This window comes from Arthrobacter crusticola (assembly GCF_004357995.1).
GTDB classification, from domain to species: domain Bacteria; phylum Actinomycetota; class Actinomycetes; order Actinomycetales; family Micrococcaceae; genus Arthrobacter_D; species Arthrobacter_D crusticola.
In genome coordinates this window covers 52,848-73,563 of sequence record NZ_SMTK01000001.1, presented here as the reverse complement: position 1 = coordinate 73,563, position 20,716 = coordinate 52,848, and the positions used below count along the sequence as shown (strand labels likewise).

The window sequence follows — 20,716 nt, the reverse complement described above, 5'->3', positions numbered from 1 at the left end:
AAGGGTACGCGGAGCGAAAGGGAAACCCGTTCACCCAACGTTCACCCCGCTGGCGTGCCGGGAACCGCAGGGGGGCCGTAGGCTGGACCATGCCCGGTTTCCTTTCTCCCCCGCAGTGGTACCTCTTCGACTACGGAATGGTGATCTCCACCGAGCCCACGAGCGAGGACTGGGACCGGCTCGAGGAGGAGGCCGGCGTTCCGGGGCTGCGGGAGCGCTCATCCGCCTACTGGCAGCACCGCGACCGCTACGACGCCGGAGACCTGCCCCCCGTGCGGTACTGGTCGCGGGTGACCGGACAGGCCGTCAGCGACGCCCGTGCTTCATGGCTCGATGTCCTGGATGCCAACCAGTGGTCGCACTACAACCTTGAGACCCTTGACGTGCTCGATGAACTGTCCGGTTCCGGCGCACGCTTGGCGCTGCTTTCGAACATGCCTGCCCCCATGGTGGGGCACTTCAGCGGAGCTCCGTGGACCCGACACTTCGAAAAGCTGTTTTTCAGCTCGTCGCTGCGCCTGATCAAGCCTGACGGAGCCATCTTCTCCTATGTCCTCGCCGAACTGGGCACGGAGCCCGGCCGGGTGCTGTTCATCGACGATTCGACGGCGAACATCGAGGCCGCACGCGGCCTCGGAATCGACGCCCGGCTGCACCTACGGGAGACCGACCTCTCGCGCGAGCTCAGGCGCCTGCCAGTATAGGCCGGACGGCCTCGACGCCTTCGACGGCGGCCGTCCACTCCGGGCGGCGGAAATCTTCCCGTGCAAGCAGCAGCAGCTGATGCTCGTCGGCCTGGCCGGGGCGGGCCTCGATGAGGGCCGAGCCGTTGGGTTCGTAGCCGAGCGCGGCCGAGACCCCGAGGGAGGCGCGGTTCCAGGCTGCCGCGCCCGAGGCCGCGGACTCCGCCCCGAGGTGGTCGAAGGCGAACTGCAGGACGGCGGCGCGCATCTCCTTGCCCAGCCCCTTGCCCTGCTCGGCCGAGGTGAGCCAGGAGCCGGTGCTCACCCTGCGCAGCAGGGAGAACCGGCGGGCCGAGAGGTCCTGAACGCCGATGACGCGGCCTTCGTGCTGGACCGCGAAGCTGATGGTCCAGTCGTCAGGACTCAGGGCGGCCCGGAGGCTCCACTGGTACTTGAGGCTTTCACGGATGAGGGTGTCCCGGGGCGCATCGGTCCACGGGACGCCGAAGGGCATGACCGAGGGGGCGTGGATGCCGGCGAGGATCGCGTCGACGAGGCCGGGCAACTGCTCATCGCGCACGGGGGTGAGGATGAGCCGGGGGGTGCGGATCGACAGCCCGAAAAGCGGCCAGACCTCCGCCAGGCGACGCTGGCCGGAGGTGCCGCTCATCGCGCGTCGGGCGCCCGGCGGCGCTTGAGGATCCTGCTGATGATGAAGTAGGCGGCGCCGAGGACCACTGCGGCGATCACGATCTTCTGGAAGGTGTCAGCGTACCGCTCCACGAGGTGCCAGCTCTCCCCCAGGTAGAACCCGGCCAGGACGAAGATGACATTCCAGATGAGGCTGCCTGCGGCGGTCAGGAGCAGGAACTTCCCCTGCGGCATCCTCTCGATCCCGGCCGGAATGGAGATCAGGCTGCGGAAGAGCGGAATCATCCGGCCGAAGAAGACGGCGCGGTAGCCGTAGCGGGCGAACCAGGCCTCCACCCTGTCGACGTCCTCAAGGTCGACGAGGGGAACCCGGGCGACGATCGCGCGCATGCGCCGGCGGCCGAGTGCCGCACCGAGTGCGTAGAGCGCGTAGGCGCCCACCACCGAGCCGAGGGTGGTCCAGAAGATCGCTTCGAAGAGCGTGAAGTTGCCGCGGCTCGCCGTGAATCCGGCGAGCGGAAGAATGACCTCGCTCGGCAGCGGGGGAAAAAGGTTCTCCAGGGCGATCGCGAGGCCGGCACCGGGAGCACCGATGGTCTCCATGACGTTCACCGCCCACTCGGCGACCCCGCCGAGCGCGGATCCGTCGGACGCGGTGGTCAGGCCCTGCTGCAAAAAAATAGTCATCGCTCTCAAGTCTGCCCTATGTCCAGCGACCGCCGCCAAAAACCCTCAGGACCGGACCCCATCCCGGCCGTCGTCGAGCACCCGGACCAGGTGCGGCAGCAGCGCCCGGAAGGCAAGGCCGCGGTGGCTGATGCGGTTCTTCTCTTCGGGGGCGAGCTCGGCGCAGGTCCGGTCGAGCCCCTCGGGAACGAGCACCGGGTCGTAGCCGAATCCGCCAGTGCCCCGCGGCCCGGTCAGCAGCGTGCCGCGCAGCTCGCCCAGCTCTACGTGCACGGCACCGCCGGGCACGGCGAGCGCCGCGGCGCAGTGGAAGGCCGCGCCGCGGTGCTCCGGGCCGATGTCCGCCAGCTGGGCGAGCAGGAGCTCGAGGTTCGCGGCGTCGTCGCCGTGGCGGCCGGACCAGCGGGCCGAGAAAATCCCTGGCGCTCCGCCGAGGACGTCGACGGCGAGGCCGGAGTCGTCGGCCACGGCCACCAGCCCCGTGGCCGCCGCGGTCTGGCGCGCCTTGAGCACGGCGTTCTCCTCGAAGGTGACGCCGTTTTCAACGACGTCGGCAGCGCCCGCGGTTTCGGCGTCAACGACCTGGGTGTCGACGTCGAGCCCGGGAACCTGTCCGCGCAGCAGCTCGCGGAGTTCGCGGAGCTTGCCCTGGTTGCGGGTCGCGAGCACCAGCCGGTGCACCTGCTCAGGCACCGGCTGCTTCCTTGAGGGTGTCGAGCTGGATCTGCGTGAGCTGGGCCGTGCCCATCAGCGCCAGGTCGAGCAGCGCGTCGAGTTCGGCCCGGTCGAAGGGCGCACCCTCGGCGGTGCCCTGGACCTCGACGAACTTCCCCGAGCCGGTAACCACGACGTTCATGTCGGTCTCGGCGCGCACGTCCTCGACATAGGGGAGATCGAGCATGGGGACGCCGTCGATAATGCCGACGCTGACGGCGGCGACCGTGTCGATCAGCGGCTTGGCCCCGGCCGGGATCAGCTTCTTGTCCTTGGCGTACCGGATGGCGTCGGCAAGCGCCACGTAGGCGCCGGTGATCGCCGCGGTGCGGGTGCCGCCGTCGGCCTGCAGGACGTCGCAGTCGAGCACGATGGTGTTCTCCCCGAGCGCCTTGGTGTCGATGATCGAGCGCAGCGACCTGCCGATGAGGCGGGAGATTTCGTGGGTGCGCCCGCCGATCTTCCCCTTGACGGATTCGCGGTCGGAGCGGGTGTTGGTGGCCCGGGGCAGCATGGCGTACTCGGCCGTGACCCAGCCTTTCCCCTCCCCTTTGAGCCAACGCGGGACTCCGCTGGTCAGCGAGGCGGTGCACAGCACGCGGGTGTTGCCGAACTCGATCAGCGCCGAGCCCTCGGCCTGGTTCGACCAGCCCCGGGTGATGCTGATGCTCCGCAGCTGGTCAGGGGTGCGGCCGTCGGCCCGCCGCACGGTCGGCGTGGCGGGCGTGGCGCCATCGGGGGCGGCCATGGCGGCGGATGGGGCGGGGTGCGGATCGGCTGGGCTCATGGAGCCAGTCTAAACCGGCGGCGCGCCCGGCCCGGCGGCGCGGTACGGCCAGGGAACGGGCAGGGTCGGGCAGCTGCCGGGGCCGCCGCCGCGTCCCGACACGGTTCCGGGGATGGGCCGGACGGCCGGTCAGCCCGCGGCCGGTGGAACCGGCGAGGCGGTCACCACGACGTTCTTGCCCCAGGGGTCCTCGGTGTAGCAGCTGATGATGACGAGGCGGTTCGGGGTGATGTTCCAGATGTCGCTGGTCTTCAGGGTGTCTTTGTCATGGGTGGTGATCGAGTCGACGGTGTAGCGCAGCGTGCCCGTTTTCGTGGTGACAGTGACGGTGTCTCCGACTTCCGTGGAGGTGCTGAACCGGTCGAAGGGCGCCTCCCGTCCCTCCCAGCTGTGCCCGGTGATGTAGGTCGTGTTGACCGATCCGGCGCCCGGCGTCCCGTAGGAGGCGAGCCAGTAGCCGTCGTCGGTGAAGGGAGGGACGATCGACTGGCTCGCCACTTCAGCGGCGGTGGGCTGCAGCGGGAGCACGGCGACGTCGATGCCGGCTGCCTCCACCGTGATGTGGGTGGGAGCGGCGGCGGCCGGTCCGGCGGCTGCCTTGGCGGGGGGCGCGGCGGGCGCCGCGCTGGGAGAGGCAGGGGCGCTGGTTACCGATGGGGCCGGAGAGGGCGTTGAGCTGGGGCGGTCGTCATCGGCCGCCGACGATCCCTGCTGCAGCGGGGGAAGAAGCACGAGCAGGACGAGCACGAGCGCCGCAACCGAGGACACCAGCAGGACGAGGGTGCGCCGGCGCCGGGACGTGCGCTGCTTCCGGTCATCGGACCGGGACGGCTCGGTAGCCGGGAGCTCGTCGGGGTGCGCCTGGGGTGCCATGCTGCTGAAGCCTTTCACTGGGACGGAGGTACCGGTCCACGAGGGACCGGTACCTCCGCACAGGGTACAGCTCCCGCCGCAGGCGCGGCGGGAGCCGCTCCACTAGTTGGTGTGCCGGGCCTTGCGGCGGATGCCGAAGGCTGCCGCAGCGACGCCGAGTCCGCCCGCGAGCAGACCCGCGAGGCCGAGGCCTTCAGCGGCTCCGGCCGCCTCGGTCTCCGCGGCGGTCTGGACGTTCATGCCGCGGTTGACGGTCTGCCCGCCGCCGGTGCCGGCCGGCATCACGACGCCGGTCCCGCCGCCGGTGCCCGGCCCGACGACGATGTCGACGTCGACGACGACGGTTCCCGGGCCTCCGACGCCGACCCCGCAGGCGCCGAGTGAAGCATCGAAGAGCGCCTCGAGCTCCGTGACGTCGACGGCGGTGGCGTTCAGGACGATCTGCAGTTCGACGAGGGCGGCGAGGGCGGCGTTGAGGTTCGCCGTGGCGTCGGCGACGGCCTCGAGGTCCAGGTTTCCGGCGGCGGCAATCTCGGCCTGCAGCTCCGCGATCTCGGTAGGCAGGTCCACCTGGAGCTGGACGGCGGCATCGATCGCGGCCTGGAGTGCCGTGAGGTTCACCGCAAGTGCGGCATTCAGGGCGGTGGTGGCTGCTGTGAGGCGGGCCTGAGCATCGGCGACGGCCTTGGTGAGAGCGGTGAGGTCGGCCTGCACCTCGATGACGGCCTCATCTGCAAGGTCGAGGCCATCGAATGCTGCGTCGACCCGCGCCTGGGCGGTGATGTTGTCCGCAGGGTCCTCGGTTTCCACCGCGGCGGCCAGCTCGAGGTTCGCGAGGCGCAGCTCCTCTCGGGCATCCACTTGCGCCTTGAGGGCAGCCTCAAGAAGGAGCTGGAGTCCGGGGCCCTCGGTGGCCAACTCGTCCTCGGCGTCGTCAAGGAGCCCGGTTGCCAGATCGAATTCACCCTGGGTGGTTACGATGGCCCCCTGGGCGGCCGCCAGGGCGGCACGGGCATCGGTTTCGACCTGTGGAGCAGCTGCCAGGTCACGCTCGAGGATCGCCAGGTCGGCCAGGAGGTCCGCGACGACCGCGCCTTGGCCGTCCACCAGGGCGTCAAGGTCGGCCTGGGCGGTGAGGACGTCCTCGAGTGCGAGGTTGAGCTCGGCGAGGACGTCGGCGTTGACGCCGGCGAGCTCAAGGGCTGCAAGGAATTCGGCCTGCGCGGACAGGCACTCGGGTGTCACGGGTGCGGCGGTTGCCGGAGCGGCGGAAAAGAAGAGGCCCCCGGCGGCCAGTGCGGCGGTTGAACCTGCAGCGAGCAGGCGGTTACGAGTGGTCATGAAAATCCCCAGATTCGAGACGAAGGAGCCCTCAGGAGACCCGAGAGGGCGAGACGGTGGTGCGTGAGACTCACACCACGACGACTTGTTTCCATGCCACACGTCCGGTCGGCTAGTTGTAATAACCAATCCGGTAGACCGATGGTGCCGAATAGTTACTAAGTAACCTTGCTAGTTGGGCCGGTTCACCCGATAGGGTGGGCGGACTACCCCATTGGGGGTACCGTTTGGGGGCGGAGAAGACGAATGACGCATATTCGGGTACATCAGCGCGTAAGCGTGCATCTGGCGGGAGCCGACTACCTCACCGACTTCGGTCTCGAAAGACTGTTCGAGGCCTCGGGGTTCATCGACCTATCCGGGGTGAGCTCGACGGGCCGCCAGGCACTCCAGCGGGTCCGGGCGGAACGGCCCGACCTCGTCATCCTCGAGGCAGGAATCAAGGACACGGCGATGCCGGCCACCGTCGCCGCCCTCTCGGAGCTGAGCGGGCCGCCGAAGGTGCTCATTCTCTCGGATGATCCCTCCCCCACCGCGGCGGATGCCGCCTTCCGGACCGGCGCCGCCGGATACCTGGTGCGGGGCGACACCCTCGAGGACATCGCCGCCGCCCTGCGGATCGTGCATCGTGGCGGGACGGTGAGCTCCTGCCGGTCCCCGCGCCGCACCAACGGCGGCGCGTCCGCCGACCCTCGGCTGGCGCTTCGCTTCAAGGCCTTCACCCCGCGCGACCAGACGATCCTGCGCGGCATCATGGCCGGTCGGACGAATGCGCAGATCGCCCGTCCCATGCATGTGAGCGAGGCGACGATCAAGGCGGCGGTGGCCCGGATCCGGCAGCAGCTCGGGGTGGAGAACCGCATCCAGATCGCCGTCCAGGCGGTCCAGGCGGGCCTCACCCTGGTGCCCCCCGGGGAGGTCCCGAAGTAAGCCGGACGGGACTGGTGCGGGACCAGGCCGCCAGGCTGTGGTCCAGGCGCCGGCAGCACGCTGGCCGGTGCAACCGCCGCCCCTCCGTTGGCACCGCCCGGCCGGGGAGGGCGCCGGCTAAATCGTGTAGGACACTCCGGCCACGGCGACCGCGAGCTGGCCGCTGTAGCGCGAGCGCGCCTCGCAGATCGAGACATTGGCGTCGTTCCAAACCGGCAGGTGGGTCAGCAGCAGGCGCTTGGCGGCGGCGGCATGCGCCATTTCCCCGGCACGCAGGCCGGTCAGGTGGACCCCGCTGATCCCGTCGTCGCGTCCCTCCTGGAACGCGGCCTCGCACAGGAAGAGATCGGCCTCCGCCGCCGCCTCGATGAGCCCCTCGCACGAGTCGGTGTCCCCCGAGTAGGTCAGCACGCGGGTTTCGGGGACCCCCTCGGCGTTCGGCTCGCTGACCTCGATGCGCAGGGCGTAGGCCTCCTCGGCCGGGTGCAGCACCGCGTAGGGGGTGATCCTGAAGGGGCCGAGCCGGACCTCGGTGCGGTCCTGCCAGGAGTGGAACTCGAAGTCCTCGTGCATGCCCGGGTTCAGGGCCAGGCCGTACGCGGTCGCCATGCGGTCGGCCGTCGCAGCCGGCCCCCAGACGGGGATCCGCGCCCGGCCCCAGCCGGCGGGGTCCCAGTGGACGGCGACGTGGAGCCCGCATAGGTCCATGCAGTGGTCGGGGTGGAGGTGGCTCAGGAAGACCGCGTCGATCTGCCGCAGGTCCATGTACCGCTGCAGGGCCCCGAGGGAGCCGTTGCCGAGGTCAAGCAGGATGCGCCAGGTCCGGCCCTCGGCCTCGGCGGTGATCAGGTAGCACGACGCAGGCGACTGTGGGCCGGGGAAGGAGCCGCTGCAGCCCACGATCGTCAGTTTCATCGCGGGCCGCCGGAGGCCGTGATCATGTCCGGAGTGATCCTCGCCAGGCTTCCCGTCGGGTACTGCGCGGCGACGTGGTCGACGTGCTGGACGCTGAGCACCTCGGGACCGAGGAAGCGCCGGGCGAGGACCTCGAAGCTCTCGGCGTCACCGGTAGCCAGGAAGCGGTGGACCGCCGGACCGGTGCCGCTGCTGAGCAGGTCGTGGGAGACGAGGGCGCGGTAGACGTCCTTGGCGGTCTCCTCGGCGCTGGAGACCAGGCTGACGCTGTCCCCCATGACGTATGAGATGACTCCAGTCAGCAGCGGGTAGTGGGTGCAGCCGAGCACCACAGTGTCCACGCCGGCCCGCTTCAGCGGCTCAAGGTAGCGCTTCGCGGCCGAGAGCAGCCCGGGCCCGGCGGTGACCCCGGCCTCGACGTACTCGACGAACTCCGGGCAGGCGGCCGAGGTGATCCGCAGGTGCGGGGCGGCGGCGAAGGTGTCCTCGTAGGCCCGCGAGCCGATGGTCGCCGCGGTTCCGATGACGCCGATGTCCCCGCTGCGGGTGGCGGCCACCGCGCGCCGGACCGCGGGCTGGATTACCTCGATCACGGGGATGCCGTACCTCGCCGTGTAGCGTTCCCGGGCGTCGCGGAGCACTGCGGCGGAGGCCGAGTTGCAGGCGATGACGAGCAGCTTCACGCCCGAGTCGACGAGCTCGTCCATGACGGCGAGCGCGTGGGCGCGCACCTTGGCGATCGGTAGCGGCCCGTACGGGCCGTTGGCCGTGTCGCCCACGTAGAGGATCGATTCATTCGGCAGCTGGTCGATGACGGCGCGGGCGACCGTCAGGCCGCCGACTCCGGAGTCGAAAATACCGATCGGCGCCCCGGTCTTGCTCGAGGGCGGTGTTCCCGCAGGCTCTGAACTCATAATCTACTGAGAATAGGGCGTGTCGCGCCCGGACACTAACGGATTCCGCGTGGGATCCATCACACCCTGCGGGAGCTCCCGGCTACCGGGCGGTGCGGGTGCTGCTGAGCAGCGCCTGCAGCAGGGACTCCTGGAGCCAGGTCAGGAAGTTGTACACCAGGGCCAGGTACGCCTCGACGTCCTCGGCGTCGGCGAAGTCGTCGATCCCGTGGAGGCGGGCGGCGTCCTCATCGGTTTCGATCCCCAGACGGTCCGCAAGCACGAGCCGGACATCGTTGAAGGCCTGCGCCATCAGCCGCCCCTGCTCGGGATTCAGGGTCACCGGGTTGTTCTCGATCAGCAGGGCGCTGCTGCGCAGCGCCCCGATCTTCTGCTCCCGCAGGGAGCGCTCGGTGAGCCGGCGGAACTCGAGCGCCTCGACGTCGTCGTCCCGCACAGCGTCGGGCAGCAGCCGCTGAAGCGCCGAATCCTCCGGCCGTGCCGCCTCGGCGTCCACGCCGACCATCGCGGCCAGCGGATCGGTGCTGGGGGCGGTGTCCGGTTCGAGCATCGTGATGATGTCGCTGAACAGGCTGCCCAGCAGACGCACCTCGCCGGGCTCGAAATGCCCGGTGATCCCGCGGCGGGTCGACTTGAAGGGTTTCGCCATGGGGCCCTACTCGCTTCCGGCTTTTTCGAAGGTGGCCCACAGCCCGAAGGAGTGCATGGCGACGGTGTCCCGCTCGGCCTTTTCCCTGCTGCCGGTGGCCACCGCCGACCTGCCCTGCTCGTGAACCTCGAGCATCAGCGTGCGCGCCTTGGACTCGCTGTAACCGAAGTAGGTCTGGAAGACGTAGCTGACATAGGTCATCAGGTTCACCGGGTCGTTCCACACCACAACGACCCACGGCTGGTCAAGGCCGGCCTCGGAACGGGTCGAGGCCTCGTCCCGCACACGGGTATCGGAAGCAGTGCCAAGTGTCATGTACCTCATTCTAGAATGCGCGGCGGACCCGGGCGGACCCGGTACTCACAAAGCGAACGCACGGCTAATGTTTTGACTGTGACTTCTCCCAGCAGCGCTCCGGCGCCCCGGCAGCCCAACACCGCACTGTTCACCGACCAGTACGAGCTCACGATGCTGCAGGCGGCCCTGCACTCGGGGGCGGCCCACCGCCGCTCGGTCTTCGAGGCCTTCGCCCGCCGCCTGCCCGACGGCCGGCGGTACGGCGTCACCGCCGGCACCGGGCGCCTCCTTGAAGCGCTTGCCTCGTTCCGGTTCGGGGATGACCAGCTGGGTTACCTCTCCGACAAGTCCATCGTTGACGACAGGACCCTGGACTGGCTCGCCGGCTTCTCCTTCACCGGCGACATCTTCGGCTACGCCGAGGGCGAGGCCTACTTCCCCAACTCCCCCATCCTGATCGTGGAGTCGACCTTCGCGGAGGCGTGCATCCTCGAGACCCTGGTGCTCTCCGTGCTCAACCACGACAGCGCCATCGCCTCGGCTGCCTCCCGCATGACCAGCGCCGCCGCGGGCAGGCCGTGCATTGAGATGGGCTCCCGGCGCACCCACGAGGAGTCGGCCGTGGCCGCCTCCCGGGCCGCGATCATCGGCGGCTTCGCCAGCACCTCCAACCTTGAGGCCGGGCGGCGCTACGGGGTGCCGACCGTGGGCACCGCCGCCCACTCCTTCACCCTGCTCCACGACACCGAACGCCAGGCCTTCGAGGCGCAGGTCCAGGCCCTCGGCCGGGGCACCTCCCTCCTCGTCGACACCTACGACGTCGAACAGGGGGTGCGAACCGCCGTCGAGGTGGCCGGCCCTGAACTGGGGGCGGTGCGGCTGGACTCGGGGGACCTCGTGACCCAGGCCCGCTGGGTGCGCGAACTGCTCGATGACCTGGGCAACACCAACACCCGCATCGTGGTGACCTCCGACCTCGACGAGTTCGCCATCGGCCTGCTGGCCTCGGCTCCCGTGGACGCGTACGGCGTCGGTACCTCGCTGGTGACCGGTTCGGGCGCCCCGACCGCAGGAATGGTCTACAAGCTCGTCAGCCGCGAGGACAACAACGGCGACTTCGTTTCCGTCGCCAAGGCCGCCAAGAACAAGGCCTCGGTGGGCGGCCGGAAGTACGCCCTGCGCCGGCTCGACGAGAACGGGAAGGCCACCGCCGAGGTGGTGGGTATCTCCGCCTCGCCCTCCGACGACGGCAACGACCGGCCCCTGCTGCAGCAGCTGGTCAAGGGCGGGGAGGTCCTGCCCGGCTGGACCGGGCCCGAGGGCGTCCAGCGGGCGGCCCTGCGCCACTCAGAGTCCGTCGCCGAGCTCCCGGAGTCGGTGCACCGGCTCCAGCGCGGCGAGCCTGCCATTCCCACCGAGTACGAGGAGATCCTTCCATGACGCGCGCACTGATCATCATCGACGTCCAGAACGACTTCTGCGAGGGGGGTTCCCTCGCGGTGCAGGGCGGCGCCGAGGTGGCGGCCGCCATCAGCGACCACGCCGACGCCCGCGCCGCCGACTACGACTACGTCGTGGCGACCCAGGACTGGCACATCGATCCGGGCCCCCATTTCTCCGAGACCCCCGACTTCATCGACTCCTGGCCCGTGCACTGCGTGGCCGATACCCGCGGGGCGGACTTCCATCCCGACCTCGACACCGAGAACGTCGACGCGGTGTTCCGCAAGGGCCAGTTCGAGGCGGCCTACTCGGGCTTCGAGGGGGTCCTCGCCCCCGAGGACGAGGTTCCCACCGGGGAACGCAAGCTCGGGGCGGCCCTGGCCGAACCGGATGAGACGCCGCTGAGCCTTGACGACTGGCTGCGCGACCGTGACGTCGACGAGGTGGTGGTTGCCGGCCTCGCCGCCGATTACTGCGTGCGTGCCACCGCCCTCGACGCCGTGGCCGCCGGTTACTCGGTGTCGGTGCTCACGGAGCTGACGCGCGCCGTCCACGGCGAAAAGCTTGACGACACCTTCGACGAACTCGAAGCGGCGGGGGTCCAGGTCCAGCGCTGAGCACGGCGCTCCGGCACCCTTGACCGGGGTGCCGGGGCGCGCGTTCCGGGCCGGAACTATTTCCGCCCGATGAACCAGTCCTGCAGCTTCTTCAGCCTGCGCTGCAGCTGCTCCTCGTTGGCCTGGGCCACGGCCGGTCCGCCGCAGGCCTTGCGCAGTTCGGTGTGCACCACGCCGTGGGGGGTGCCGGTCCGCGCCGACCAGGCCGAGACGTTCTTGGCGAGCTGCCCGCGCAGTTCCGTCAGCTGCCGGTGGTCGGGCACCGCGGGGTCGGCCGGGACGGGCTCGGGGGCGCGTCCGCGCCGCCGCGACTGCTGCTCCTGCTGGCGCTGGCGGAGCAGCTGCCCCACCTGGTCGGCGTCCAGGAGCCCCGGGATGCCCAGGAAGTCGAACTCCTCCTCGCTGCCCATCTCACCGCCGGTGCCGAACTCGCCGCCGTCGAAGAGCACCCGGTCGAAGGAGGCCTGGGACTCGAGGGCTTCAAACTTCTGCTTGGTGAGCGAATCGGAGGCCTTCTCTTCGCGGTTCGCCGCCTCCATCAGGCCCTCCTCGAGGGCGAACCCGTCCTCCTCCCCCGTCGTGGGGCGGTCCAGGGCGTGGTCGCGCTCGGCTTCAAGCTGGTTGGCCAGGGCCATGAGGTTGGGAACGGAGGGCAGGAAGATCGATGCGGTTTCCCCGCGGCGCCGTGCACGCACGTACCGGCCGACGGCCTGGGCGAAGAAGAGCGGAGTCGCGGTGGAGGTGGCATAGACCCCGACCGCCAGGCGCGGCACGTCAACGCCCTCGGAGACCATGCGGACGGCGACCATCCAGCGGGTGGTGTCGGCGGAGAACTCCTCGATCTTCGAGGAGGCCTTGACATCGTCGGAGAGGATGACCGTCGGAGATTCCCCGGTGATCTTCTTCAGCCGGCCGGCGTAGGCGCGGGCGTCGTCGTGGTCGGTGGCGATGACCAGGCCGCCGGCGTCGGGCACCGTCCGCCGCACCTCGGTGAGGCGCTTGTCGGCCGCCGCCAGCACCGCGGGAATCCACTCCCCCGCCGGGTTCAGCGCGGTGCGCCAGGCCTGGGCGGTGATGTCCTTGGTGACGGCCGCCTCGCCGAGGGACGCCGCCATCTCGTCGCCGGTGCTGGTGCGCCAGCGCATCTGGCCCGAATAGGCCATGAAGATCACCGGGCGCACCACATGGTCGCGCAGCGCCTGGCCGTACCCGTAGGTGTAGTCGGAGCGCGAGCGGCGGATGCCGTCGCCGTCCTCGACGTACTCGACGAACGGAATCGCCGCGGTGTCGGAGCGGAAGGGGGTTCCGGTCAGGGCGAGCCGGCGGGTGGCCGGCTCGAAGGCCTCGCGGATTCCGTCACCCCAGGACAGGGCGTCGCCGCCGTGGTGGATCTCGTCGAGGATCACCAGGGTCTTCGCGGCTTCGGTCTTGGCCCGGTGCAGCATGGGCTTGCTGGCCACCTGGGCGTAGGTGACGGCGACACCGATGAACCCGTTGCCGTGGCGGCCGTCGGCGTTCTTGAAGTTCGGGTCGATGGCCAGACCCACCCGCGCAGCGGCGTCGGCCCACTGGCGCTTGAGGTGGTCGGTCGGCGCCACCACGGTGACCCGGTTCACGATGCCCCGCTCGACGAGCTCGGTGGCGACCCGCAGGGCGAACGTCGTCTTTCCCGCCCCGGGGGTGGCCACGGCGAGGAAATCCTGCGGCGAGTTGGCGAAGTACTTCTCGAGGGCCTCGCTCTGCCACTGCCGGAGCTTGGGTGCCGTGCCCCACGCCGCTCGCTCCGGATAGGCGGGCGGCAGGGCTGGGCCGGCCCCGAACAGGGTGTCACTACTCACGCCGGGACAGTACCTTCCATTGACTTCGTGGTGTCCTTCGTGGGGCCGGCCTTGGGTGCCTGTGCCCCTCTCAGACCGGAAACTATACCTGCTGCCGCGAACAGGCACAGAGCCAGCCAGATCGCAACAAACACCTCGACCCGCCCCGGCGCCGCGGGATCGCGCAGCAGGGCGAAGAGGGTGCCGGCCCCGGCCGTCCCGGCCACCCCGCCGAGCTGGTCGGCGATCTGCAGCGACGCGGAGTTGCGCCCCTGTTCGGCCTTTGGTGAGAGTGAGAGGACGAGGACCGAGGTGCTCGAGAGGGTCATCCCCATGGCCATGCCGGCGAAGGCCCAGATGAGGATCAGGACCGGCAGGGGTGCCTGGGCCCCCGAGGCGAGGGCGAAGCCGCCCAGGGTGAGCGAGAGCAGGGTCGAGCCGGCCACCAGCAGCCACTGGCGGCGGAAGCGCACGCGGGTCTGCAGGAAGGCCCCGGCGCTCCAGCCGAGCGCCCCGGCGCTCAGGGCCAGCCCGGCGGTGGAGGCGTCGACGCCGCGGGCGCTGACGAGCATCAGGGGGATGAACGCCTCGGCGCCGAAGAAGGCGACGTTCACGAGGCCGCGGGTGCCGATGATACTCGGCAGGCCCCGGCCGAAACGCAGGGTGCCTCGCGGCAGCAGCCCCGGGAGGGTGATGAACACCGCTGCCAGTCCGACGGCGGCGAGGGCCGCAAGCAGGCCCGTTGCGGCGGCGCTGTTGCCGTCAGCCGCCAGCCGGATGACGGCCCACTGCACGGCGAACACGCCGCCCGACAGCCCCAGGCCCCGCAGGGCGCGGCGCCAGCCCGCGCTGCCGGTTCCGCCGGTGCCGGGGTCCGCCGGAGGGCCCAGGGAGCGGATCCGGGGCGCAACGACCAGGCCCGCTGCCGCGACCAGCGGGGCCACCCCGAGGAACACCCACCGCCAGTGGAGTTCCTCGGCCACCACCCCCGCCACGAAGGGCCCCACCAGCGAGGGCACCACCCAGGCGGCCGAGAGCCAGCCGAAGACCACGGGCTGCGCGCCGGCGGGGAAGGCCCGGCCGATCACCACGTAGACGGCGACAATCAGGAAGCCGCCGCCGAGCCCTGAGACCGCCCGTCCCGCCGTCACCACCCAGAACTCCGGCGCGGCCCCGGACAGGAGCAGGCCGGCGATCATCAGGGCCATGCCGACCCGCAGCGCGGGGCGTGGTCCCCTCCGGTCCGTCCAGGACCCCGCGAGGACGGTGCCGAGCAGGGACGCGGTGAGGTACATCGAAAAGGCGAGCCCGTAGCTGGCCTCCCCGTCGAGCTCGTCCGCCACGGCGGGCATGGCGGTGGCCACCGCCATCGCCTCGAAGGCGGCACAGGTGATGATTGCGATCAGCCCGAAGGTCAGCGGGCGCAGGCGTGCCGCCATTGTGGATTCGGGCGCGGGGGTATCCGTCATGGCACCTTACGCGTTGTTGCTTCCCTCCCGCGCGGCGCAGGAGGCGGTGGGACGGGCCGGACACCGGCCCGGGAGCCTACTTCGGCGTGTCGTCCTTGCCGGGGCGCAGGCCGTTGTAGATTTCCTTGCACTCGGGGCAGACCGGGAACTTCTCCGGGTCGCGGCCCGGCGTCCAGACCTTGCCGCACAGGGCGATGACGGGCTCTCCGGTGAGTGCGGATTCCATGATTTTTTCCTTGCGCACGTAGTGCGCGAACCGCTCGCTGTCGCCCGGCTCCACCTCCTGGCGCTGTTCCTCCCGCTCGAGGGTGGCGGTCGAGCCGGCGCCGGGGCTGTCCAGGGGGTCGTTGGCAAAGGGGTCTGCGGGCATCGTCATGGACCCAGTCTACCGCCGGCCCCCTGCCGGCTACCTGGTCCGGCCGAACGATCCGGCTCGCTCGTACTGCGGCACGGGGGCAAGTTCGCGCTTCAGCACGTGCGCCGCACGGAGCCACCAGTGGGGGTCGCGCAGCGCGGCCCGGGCGATCAGGACGACGTCGGCTTTCCCTTCCCGGATGATGCCCTCCGCCTGTTCCGGATCGTCGATCAGGCCGACCGCCCCGGTGGGAAGCCCGGCCGCCCGCACCGTCTCGGCGAATTCCACCTGGTAGCCCGGACCGACGGGGATCCGTGCGTGCGCCACCGCTCCGCCGGAAGAGACGTCGACGAAGTCGACGCCATGCTCGGCCGCCTTCGCGGCGAGCCGCGCCGAAGCGGCACCGTCAAGGCCCCCCTCGACCCAGTCGGAGGCGGAGATGCGCAGGAGCAGCGGCATCTCGGCCGGGATGTTCCTTCGGACCTCGTCGATGACCTCCAGCGTCAGGCGGAACCGGGCCTCTTCGGAGCCTCCCCAGCCGTCGGTGCGGCTGTTGACCAGCGGGGTCAGGAACTGGTGCAGCAGGTAGCCGTGGGCGCCGTGGATTTCGACGGTGTCGAAACCGGCCTCCACCGCACGGCGGGCACCCTGGCCGAAGTCTCGGATCACCGCGAGGATGTCCTCCTCGGTCATCGCCCGCGGGGCCGCATAGCCGTCGAAGGCCTCATCGGTGGGGCCGAGCGTCTCCCAGCCGCCCTCTGCGTCGGGCACCGACCCGTGAAGCTTGCTGAAGGGCCAGTAGGTCGAGGCCTTCCGCCCGGCATGGGCCAGCTGAATCCCGGTGAGCGTGCCGGGAGTCCCCTGGGTGTGGATGAAGTCGGTGATGCGGCGCCAGGCAGCGACCTGCTCGGCGTTGTAGATGCCGGCATCACGTGGGCTGATCCGTCCCTCGGGGCTGACCGCGGCGGCCTCGGTGATGATCATGGCCGCACCGCCGGTCGCGAACTGGCCGAGGTGCACCAGGTGCCAGTCCGTCGGGACCCCCGGGGCGGCGACCGGATCGCAGGAGTACTGGCACATCGCGGCCACCCACCCCCGGTGGGGCACTGTCAGTGAGCGCAGGGTGATCGGGTCGAACAGGCCGGGGGTGGTGCTGCCGGAGGTCATGGGGTCCTAACGGGGTGGGTGGTGCGGATCGGCCGGAGTGGCGGCCTAGAAGAGCGCCCGGGCGAGGGCGGCCCGGGCCTTGGTGACGCGGGGGTCGGTGGGTCCGACGATCTCGAACAGTTCGAGCAGCCGCTTCCGGGCCGTTTCCTTGTCCTCGCCGCCGCTGCGCCCGATGAAGGAGGTAACGCGCGCGAAGGCGTCTTCGACGTGTCCCCCGCTCAGGTCGAGGTCGGCGACGGCGAGCTGGGCCTCGACGTCGTCGGGCCGCTCGGCCCCGGCGGTGCGGACCGCGGCCGCGTCGGCCCCCTCGAGGCGCTGCATGAGTTCAACCTGGGCCAGGCCCGCCTTCGCGTCCGCGTCGGCCGGTTGCTCCGCCAGGGCCCGGCGGTAGGCTGCGGCGGCCGCAGCGTAGTTCCCGGCCTCGATGGCGTCGAAGGCCTCCTGATGCAGCGGCGGCAGCTCGGGTTCGGCAGCGGGCGCCGCGGGCGATGCCTGCGCCCCGTCGTTGAGGCTGCCGGTGACCCCATTGGCCTCGGCCACCTTGAGCAGTTCGTCGATGAAGGCGCGGATCTGCTCGGCCGGCAGCGCACCTTCGAACATGGGCACCGGCTGGCCCTTGACCACCGCCACGACGGTGGGCGCGGCCTGCGCCTGGAACGCCTGGGCGATCTGCGGCTGGGCCTGGAGGTCGGCCTTGGCCAGCAGGAACCGGCCGTCGAAGTCAATGGCCGCCGCCTCGAGGACGGCGCTGACCTGGGCCGACTGCTCGCTCCAGGACGCACCCAGGTCGACGATCACCGGGACCGTGGCGGAGAGCTGAATCAGCTGCGGGAACGTTTGCTCGGTCACCTGGACGACGTACGGGCTGGCGGCGGGGGGCCGGTCCGCGGCCGGCCGGGCCGCCGCCTCCGCGCGGGCCTTGACGGCGGCAAGGTCGACGGCGCCGTGAAGGTTCATTGACGGCGGCACGTTGCCGCGGCCGGCTGGTGTGGACAATGGTTTGCCTTTCGGATCGGGGTTCGTAAACCGGGGCTGGGGCGTCTACTTGAGCTTGGCGGCCAGCAGCTGCTGCGCGGCGCCGATCACGCGGATCTTGTCCTTGCTGCCGGCCGGTGGTACGTACATCATCACGGCCTCACCGTAGTTGACGTCAATTCCTTTTTCGGTCTTTTCCCGGCCGGTGAGGGTCTCGTAGATCGTCCCGTTGAGGTCGATGGAATCTCCCCTGCCCTTCGGCACGCTCGAGTAGGTGTGCTTGAGGTATCCGAAGACAACGGCGCCGCCGTCCTCGGTGCCCAGCGCCCGGGTGTTCGGCGCCTGCGCGACGTGGCGGAAGGAGATGGTGGCCGCGGCGTTGTTCCGGTCGGCGACCACACCGGACTGGAATCCGGTGATGGCGTCGGCGAAGGAGTTCGCCTCGAAGGTTCCGTTGTGCTTGCCCTTCGGCGAGGTCAGGAAGTCCGCGATCGCGGCCACCGCGGCCTGCGGCGCCATGGCGAGCCCGTCCGCGGCATCGGGTGCCAGTTCCTTGAGCGCTCCGTCGGCCGCGGAGGCCGGGAAGGTGGTGCCCGGAAGCATCTGGATTGCGGAGACCAGCTTGTAGTTGGTCCGCGGGCTGTCCTGGGTCAGCACCAGCGCCTGCGGCACGGGGTTCCCCTCTCCCTTGGTCAGGGCCAGGACCGTGCGCGGCCACTCCCCTGCGGCGGGAACGATGCGGGTGAGCACCGGTGACCCCGCCACCGGAGCCGGGGCCGAGGCCTTCTTGTCCTTGGCGCGCACCGCGTATCCGGCGGTGCGCAGCTCGAGCGCCGCGCCGGCGGTGCGGGGTTGGAGCAGCTTGGAGTCGGCGGCGGCGTCGGCCTCGGCCACGGTGGTCGCGACGGAGTCAAGAATGCGCTCGAGCTGGGGTTCGAGCACGGCCGGGGCGCCCGGTCGTCCCTCCCCGGAGCCACCCTCGGCGGGCTTGGTCTGCTGCTGGATTGCCGGCTGCGCGGCGGCCGGGCCTGCCACGGCCGTTCCGGCCAGGAGTGCGGCGGCGGCCACGGCCACCGGGTGGACCATTCGGCGCGCACGGGCCCCACGGTCGGCACCGGCGCGCTGCTGGCGGAGGTAGGCCCGCGACCCCTCGGGCGCCGGGGTCGAGCGGCCGCGGCCGGACCCGGTGCTGCGCGGGGCGACGAAGAGCAGTGCGATCCCCAGGACCGCAAGAAGGGCCCCGGCGACGATCAGTGGCACGGCCAGCGGTGTGGAGGCATCGTTCGGCTCGGTGATGGAGATGTCCGAGGGGGCCGCTGCGGTTCCGTCGGAGACGAGCAGGATGGAGAAGTCGCCCTCGGCCGGGTTGATCCAGGAATGGGTCACCGAGCCCTCCGCCGTTTCCTCACTCGTCCACAGGTCCGCGCCGCGGGGATCGGGCACGGTGGCCTCGCCGTCGGTGAACTCCGTCTTGAGCTCCTCGTCTCCGACGCCGGTGACCCGCAGGTGGGCCGCGTCACCCACCCACGCGTCGACGTCCGCCGCCCTGCCCACGGCAAGGGTGAACGCACCGCCGCTCTTCACGGCGATGTCGACGTCACCGGCGTCGTTGTTGCGCGCCGCGGCGTCGATGACCGTCACCGGTCCGGTCTCCGCTCCGGCGGGCACGCTGAAGGTCACCGTCTCCGGCGGGGCCCAGAACGTGCGCTGGCCGATGCCAATCAGCATCAGCAGCACGCCGGCAATAATGATCGAAACTGCAGTTTTCACGCGCACGCGGGTACCTATTCGTTGTCTTGTGGAGCGGACCTCCCGATCCGCGGCGCACCGCCGGCCGTCCGCGGGCACGGACGGGCCAGGCTGCACTTTCTCTCGATTGGTCTTCCTATGGTAACGAAGTTGCCCGTGGGGAACTGATTTGTGTGCACCGGCTCACTCCGGCCCCGGGGCAGCCTCCGCTGCCCGGCGCGCACCACGCCCGCCGGCCGTCCGCGGAAAGGCCTCTCTTCCCCGGAGCCCGGCTGTAGTGTTTCGCTTGTGATTCAAAGTGGAATGCAGCACCAGTGAAAGCAGACCGCAGCGTGAGCAACAATGAGGAAGTGCCGGTCAACGAGCCGCTGCCGCGGCCCGAGGCCGGTCCCGTCGACCGCAGCGGCGGCGGCGAAATCGACCCTGCCGGCCGCGGGCGCGGCCCCGACCCTGCCCTCGCCCAGGGCCGGATGGCATCGCTGTTCACCCGGCTGCGGCGGCCGATCCCGGGGGCCCAGCCGCGGCGGCGGTTTGAGTTCCCGCCCGAGGTGGACCCGCTGCCCGTGCCCGTGGACCCCACGGTCCAGCTCACCGACGAGCGCCTGAAGTTCGGCGGGCTGCCTCCGCGCTCGATGCGTCAGCACCCGATCCACTTCGGCTTCATGGCCAGTGTGGGGGTGGGCCTGGCGCTGCTCGCCTACTTCATGATCATGAACGTCGGGCAGCTGCTGCTGTGGATCGGGGCGGCAATGTTCATCGCCCTGGGCCTTGACCCGGTCGTGAGGTGGCTCGACGAACGCGGGGTGCCGCGCCCCGCCGGAATCACCCTGTCCCTGACGCTCCTGGTGGGACTGGTGGTGGGGTTCTTCGCCACGCTGATCCCCACGATCGTGAACCAGACCTCCCAGATCATCGAGCGCGGCCCTGCCTACGCCCAGACCTTCCTGAACTCCGATTTCTTCCGCACCCTGGACCAGCAGTTCCAGGTCCGCGACCGGGCCACGGCGGAAATCAACAACTTCTTCGCCGAAGACGGGATAGTCAGCGGGATTTTCGGCGGCGTCCTGGGCGTGGGCACCGTCATCCTCAACGGCCTGTTCGGCACCCTGATCGTGCTGGTCCTGACCCTTTACTTCCTGGCCTCGCTCCCGTCGATGAAGAAGTGGGCCTACCGGCTGGCACCCCGGTCGCGGCGGGCCCGGGTGCAGTCCTTGTCCGAGGAAATCACCCGCAGCGTGGGCATGTACGTGATCGGGCAGGCCTGCGTGGCCCTGCTCAACGGCGCGTTCGCCTTCATCGTCATGTCCATGGTGGGCGTGCCGTTCTCGGTGCTGCTCGCCTTCATCGTCGTCCTGCTGGCGTTCATACCGCTGGTGGGGGCGCTCATCGCCGCCTGCTTCGTCAGCCTGGTGGCCCTGACCGTCGGGTGGCAGACCGCGCTGCTGTTCGCCATCCCTTACCTTGCGTACCTGCAGTTCGAGGCCTACTTCATCTCCCCGCGCATCATGCAGCGGGCCGTGGCGGTGCCCGGCGCCGTCGCCGTCATCGCGGTGATCGCGGGAGGCAGCCTGCTCGGCGTGCTCGGCGCCCTCATCGCCATCCCCACCGCGGCCGCAATCATGCTGCTGCTCAAGGAGGTCTTCATCGCCCGGCAGGACCAGCAGTAGGGGCGCCGTCCGGCGC

21 protein-coding genes are annotated in these 20,716 nt (G+C 70.4%); 5 read left to right on the top strand and 16 right to left on the bottom strand.

From position 1 onward, the window contains the following. Positions 1 to 89 precede the first annotated feature (89 nt). Positions 90 to 704 carry an HAD family hydrolase gene (locus E2F48_RS00375; RefSeq protein ID WP_133402066.1) on the top strand — a complete coding sequence of 205 codons (615 nt, stop codon included), beginning with the start codon at positions 90 to 92 and terminating at the stop codon, positions 702 to 704. Here E2F48_RS00375 and E2F48_RS00370 read toward each other — a convergent pair. The 6 genes from E2F48_RS00370 to E2F48_RS00345 form a co-directional block, all read right to left on the bottom strand. Then, the gene (locus tag E2F48_RS00370; RefSeq protein ID WP_133402065.1) at positions 685 to 1,353 is read right to left on the bottom strand and encodes a GNAT family N-acetyltransferase; all 669 of its coding nucleotides are present in this window, start codon (positions 1,351 to 1,353) and stop codon (positions 685 to 687) included. The genes E2F48_RS00375 and E2F48_RS00370 overlap by 20 nt on opposite strands. Beyond that, positions 1,350 to 2,021, bottom strand: a complete 672-nt coding sequence (locus E2F48_RS00365) for a DedA family protein (RefSeq protein WP_133402064.1) — start codon at positions 2,019 to 2,021, stop codon at positions 1,350 to 1,352. Before E2F48_RS00365 ends, E2F48_RS00370 begins: the two co-directional genes overlap by 4 nt. A gap of 45 nt (positions 2,022 to 2,066) precedes the next feature. Further along, positions 2,067 to 2,714 carry an RdgB/HAM1 family non-canonical purine NTP pyrophosphatase gene (gene rdgB / locus E2F48_RS00360; protein WP_133402063.1) on the bottom strand — a complete coding sequence of 216 codons (648 nt, stop codon included), beginning with the start codon at positions 2,712 to 2,714 and terminating at the stop codon, positions 2,067 to 2,069. Next, entirely contained in the window at positions 2,707 to 3,483 is a 777-nt protein-coding gene (gene rph / locus E2F48_RS00355) for a ribonuclease PH (RefSeq protein ID WP_133402655.1), read from the bottom strand. The genes rdgB and rph overlap by 8 nt, the downstream gene beginning before the upstream one ends. Before the next feature lie 168 nt (positions 3,484 to 3,651). Next, positions 3,652 to 4,395 carry a class F sortase gene (locus E2F48_RS00350; RefSeq protein ID WP_246018442.1) on the bottom strand — a complete coding sequence of 248 codons (744 nt, stop codon included), beginning with the start codon at positions 4,393 to 4,395 and terminating at the stop codon, positions 3,652 to 3,654. 102 nt (positions 4,396 to 4,497) lie between these two features. Then, on the bottom strand, positions 4,498 to 5,736 hold the full coding sequence (locus E2F48_RS00345; protein WP_133402062.1) for a hypothetical protein: 1,239 nt from the start codon (positions 5,734 to 5,736) through the stop codon (positions 4,498 to 4,500). A 246-nt stretch (positions 5,737 to 5,982) separates the two neighbouring features. On the opposite strand from E2F48_RS00345, the gene E2F48_RS00340 reads away from it, so the two are divergent. Next, positions 5,983 to 6,666 (top strand): LuxR C-terminal-related transcriptional regulator, encoded by a 684-nt coding sequence (locus E2F48_RS00340; protein WP_133402061.1) that lies wholly within the window; start codon positions 5,983 to 5,985, stop codon positions 6,664 to 6,666. A gap of 117 nt (positions 6,667 to 6,783) precedes the next feature. Here E2F48_RS00340 and E2F48_RS00335 read toward each other — a convergent pair whose 3' ends face one another. The 4 genes from E2F48_RS00335 to clpS all read right to left on the bottom strand — a co-directional run bounded on the left by E2F48_RS00335 (position 6,784) and on the right by clpS (position 9,459). Further along, the gene (locus E2F48_RS00335; RefSeq protein ID WP_133402060.1) at positions 6,784 to 7,581 is read right to left on the bottom strand and encodes an MBL fold metallo-hydrolase; all 798 of its coding nucleotides are present in this window, start codon (positions 7,579 to 7,581) and stop codon (positions 6,784 to 6,786) included. Continuing rightward, positions 7,578 to 8,495, bottom strand: a complete 918-nt coding sequence (gene murI, locus E2F48_RS00330) for a glutamate racemase (RefSeq protein ID WP_133402059.1) — start codon at positions 8,493 to 8,495, stop codon at positions 7,578 to 7,580. The genes E2F48_RS00335 and murI overlap by 4 nt, the downstream gene beginning before the upstream one ends. An 82-nt stretch (positions 8,496 to 8,577) precedes the next feature. Then, positions 8,578 to 9,144: a DUF2017 domain-containing protein gene (locus E2F48_RS00325; protein WP_133402058.1), complete on the bottom strand. Its 567-nt coding sequence runs from the start codon at positions 9,142 to 9,144 to the stop codon at positions 8,578 to 8,580. A 6-nt stretch (positions 9,145 to 9,150) separates the two neighbouring features. Further along, entirely contained in the window at positions 9,151 to 9,459 is a 309-nt protein-coding gene (gene clpS, locus E2F48_RS17440; protein WP_133402057.1) for an ATP-dependent Clp protease adapter ClpS, read from the bottom strand. A gap of 78 nt (positions 9,460 to 9,537) precedes the next feature. Here clpS and E2F48_RS00315 point away from each other — a divergent pair, with 78 nt between their 5' ends. Together E2F48_RS00315 and E2F48_RS00310 are read left to right on the top strand one after the other, a co-directional pair. Further along, the gene (locus E2F48_RS00315) at positions 9,538 to 10,881 is read left to right on the top strand and encodes a nicotinate phosphoribosyltransferase (RefSeq protein ID WP_425455736.1); all 1,344 of its coding nucleotides are present in this window, start codon (positions 9,538 to 9,540) and stop codon (positions 10,879 to 10,881) included. After that, on the top strand, positions 10,878 to 11,501 hold the full coding sequence (locus E2F48_RS00310) for an isochorismatase family protein (RefSeq protein ID WP_133402055.1): 624 nt from the start codon (positions 10,878 to 10,880) through the stop codon (positions 11,499 to 11,501). The genes E2F48_RS00315 and E2F48_RS00310 overlap by 4 nt, the downstream gene beginning before the upstream one ends. Before the next feature lie 56 nt (positions 11,502 to 11,557). Here the strand turns inward: E2F48_RS00310 and E2F48_RS00305 are convergent, their stop codons facing one another. From E2F48_RS00305 to E2F48_RS00280, 6 genes are all read right to left on the bottom strand, one after another. Then, the gene (locus E2F48_RS00305) at positions 11,558 to 13,339 is read right to left on the bottom strand and encodes a DEAD/DEAH box helicase (RefSeq protein ID WP_133402054.1); all 1,782 of its coding nucleotides are present in this window, start codon (positions 13,337 to 13,339) and stop codon (positions 11,558 to 11,560) included. Then, the gene (locus tag E2F48_RS00300) at positions 13,336 to 14,787 is read right to left on the bottom strand and encodes an MFS transporter (protein ID WP_133402053.1); all 1,452 of its coding nucleotides are present in this window, start codon (positions 14,785 to 14,787) and stop codon (positions 13,336 to 13,338) included. Before E2F48_RS00300 ends, E2F48_RS00305 begins: the two co-directional genes overlap by 4 nt. A gap of 76 nt (positions 14,788 to 14,863) precedes the next feature. Further along, positions 14,864 to 15,163 carry a DUF3039 domain-containing protein gene (locus E2F48_RS00295; protein WP_120165215.1) on the bottom strand — a complete coding sequence of 100 codons (300 nt, stop codon included), beginning with the start codon at positions 15,161 to 15,163 and terminating at the stop codon, positions 14,864 to 14,866. A 30-nt stretch (positions 15,164 to 15,193) separates the two neighbouring features. Further along, the gene (locus E2F48_RS00290; protein ID WP_133402052.1) at positions 15,194 to 16,309 is read right to left on the bottom strand and encodes an NADH:flavin oxidoreductase/NADH oxidase; all 1,116 of its coding nucleotides are present in this window, start codon (positions 16,307 to 16,309) and stop codon (positions 15,194 to 15,196) included. Between the two features lie 45 nt (positions 16,310 to 16,354). Further along, entirely contained in the window at positions 16,355 to 17,305 is a 951-nt protein-coding gene (locus tag E2F48_RS00285; RefSeq protein ID WP_133402051.1) for a co-chaperone YbbN, read from the bottom strand. A gap of 45 nt (positions 17,306 to 17,350) precedes the next feature. Next, positions 17,351 to 19,054 carry a DUF8094 domain-containing protein gene (locus E2F48_RS00280; RefSeq protein ID WP_133402050.1) on the bottom strand — a complete coding sequence of 568 codons (1,704 nt, stop codon included), beginning with the start codon at positions 19,052 to 19,054 and terminating at the stop codon, positions 17,351 to 17,353. Positions 19,055 to 19,365: 311 nt separating this feature from the next. Here E2F48_RS00280 and E2F48_RS00275 point away from each other — a divergent pair, with 311 nt between their 5' ends. After that, positions 19,366 to 20,700 carry an AI-2E family transporter gene (locus E2F48_RS00275; protein ID WP_425455735.1) on the top strand — a complete coding sequence of 445 codons (1,335 nt, stop codon included), beginning with the start codon at positions 19,366 to 19,368 and terminating at the stop codon, positions 20,698 to 20,700. Positions 20,701 to 20,716: the final 16 nt, after the last annotated feature.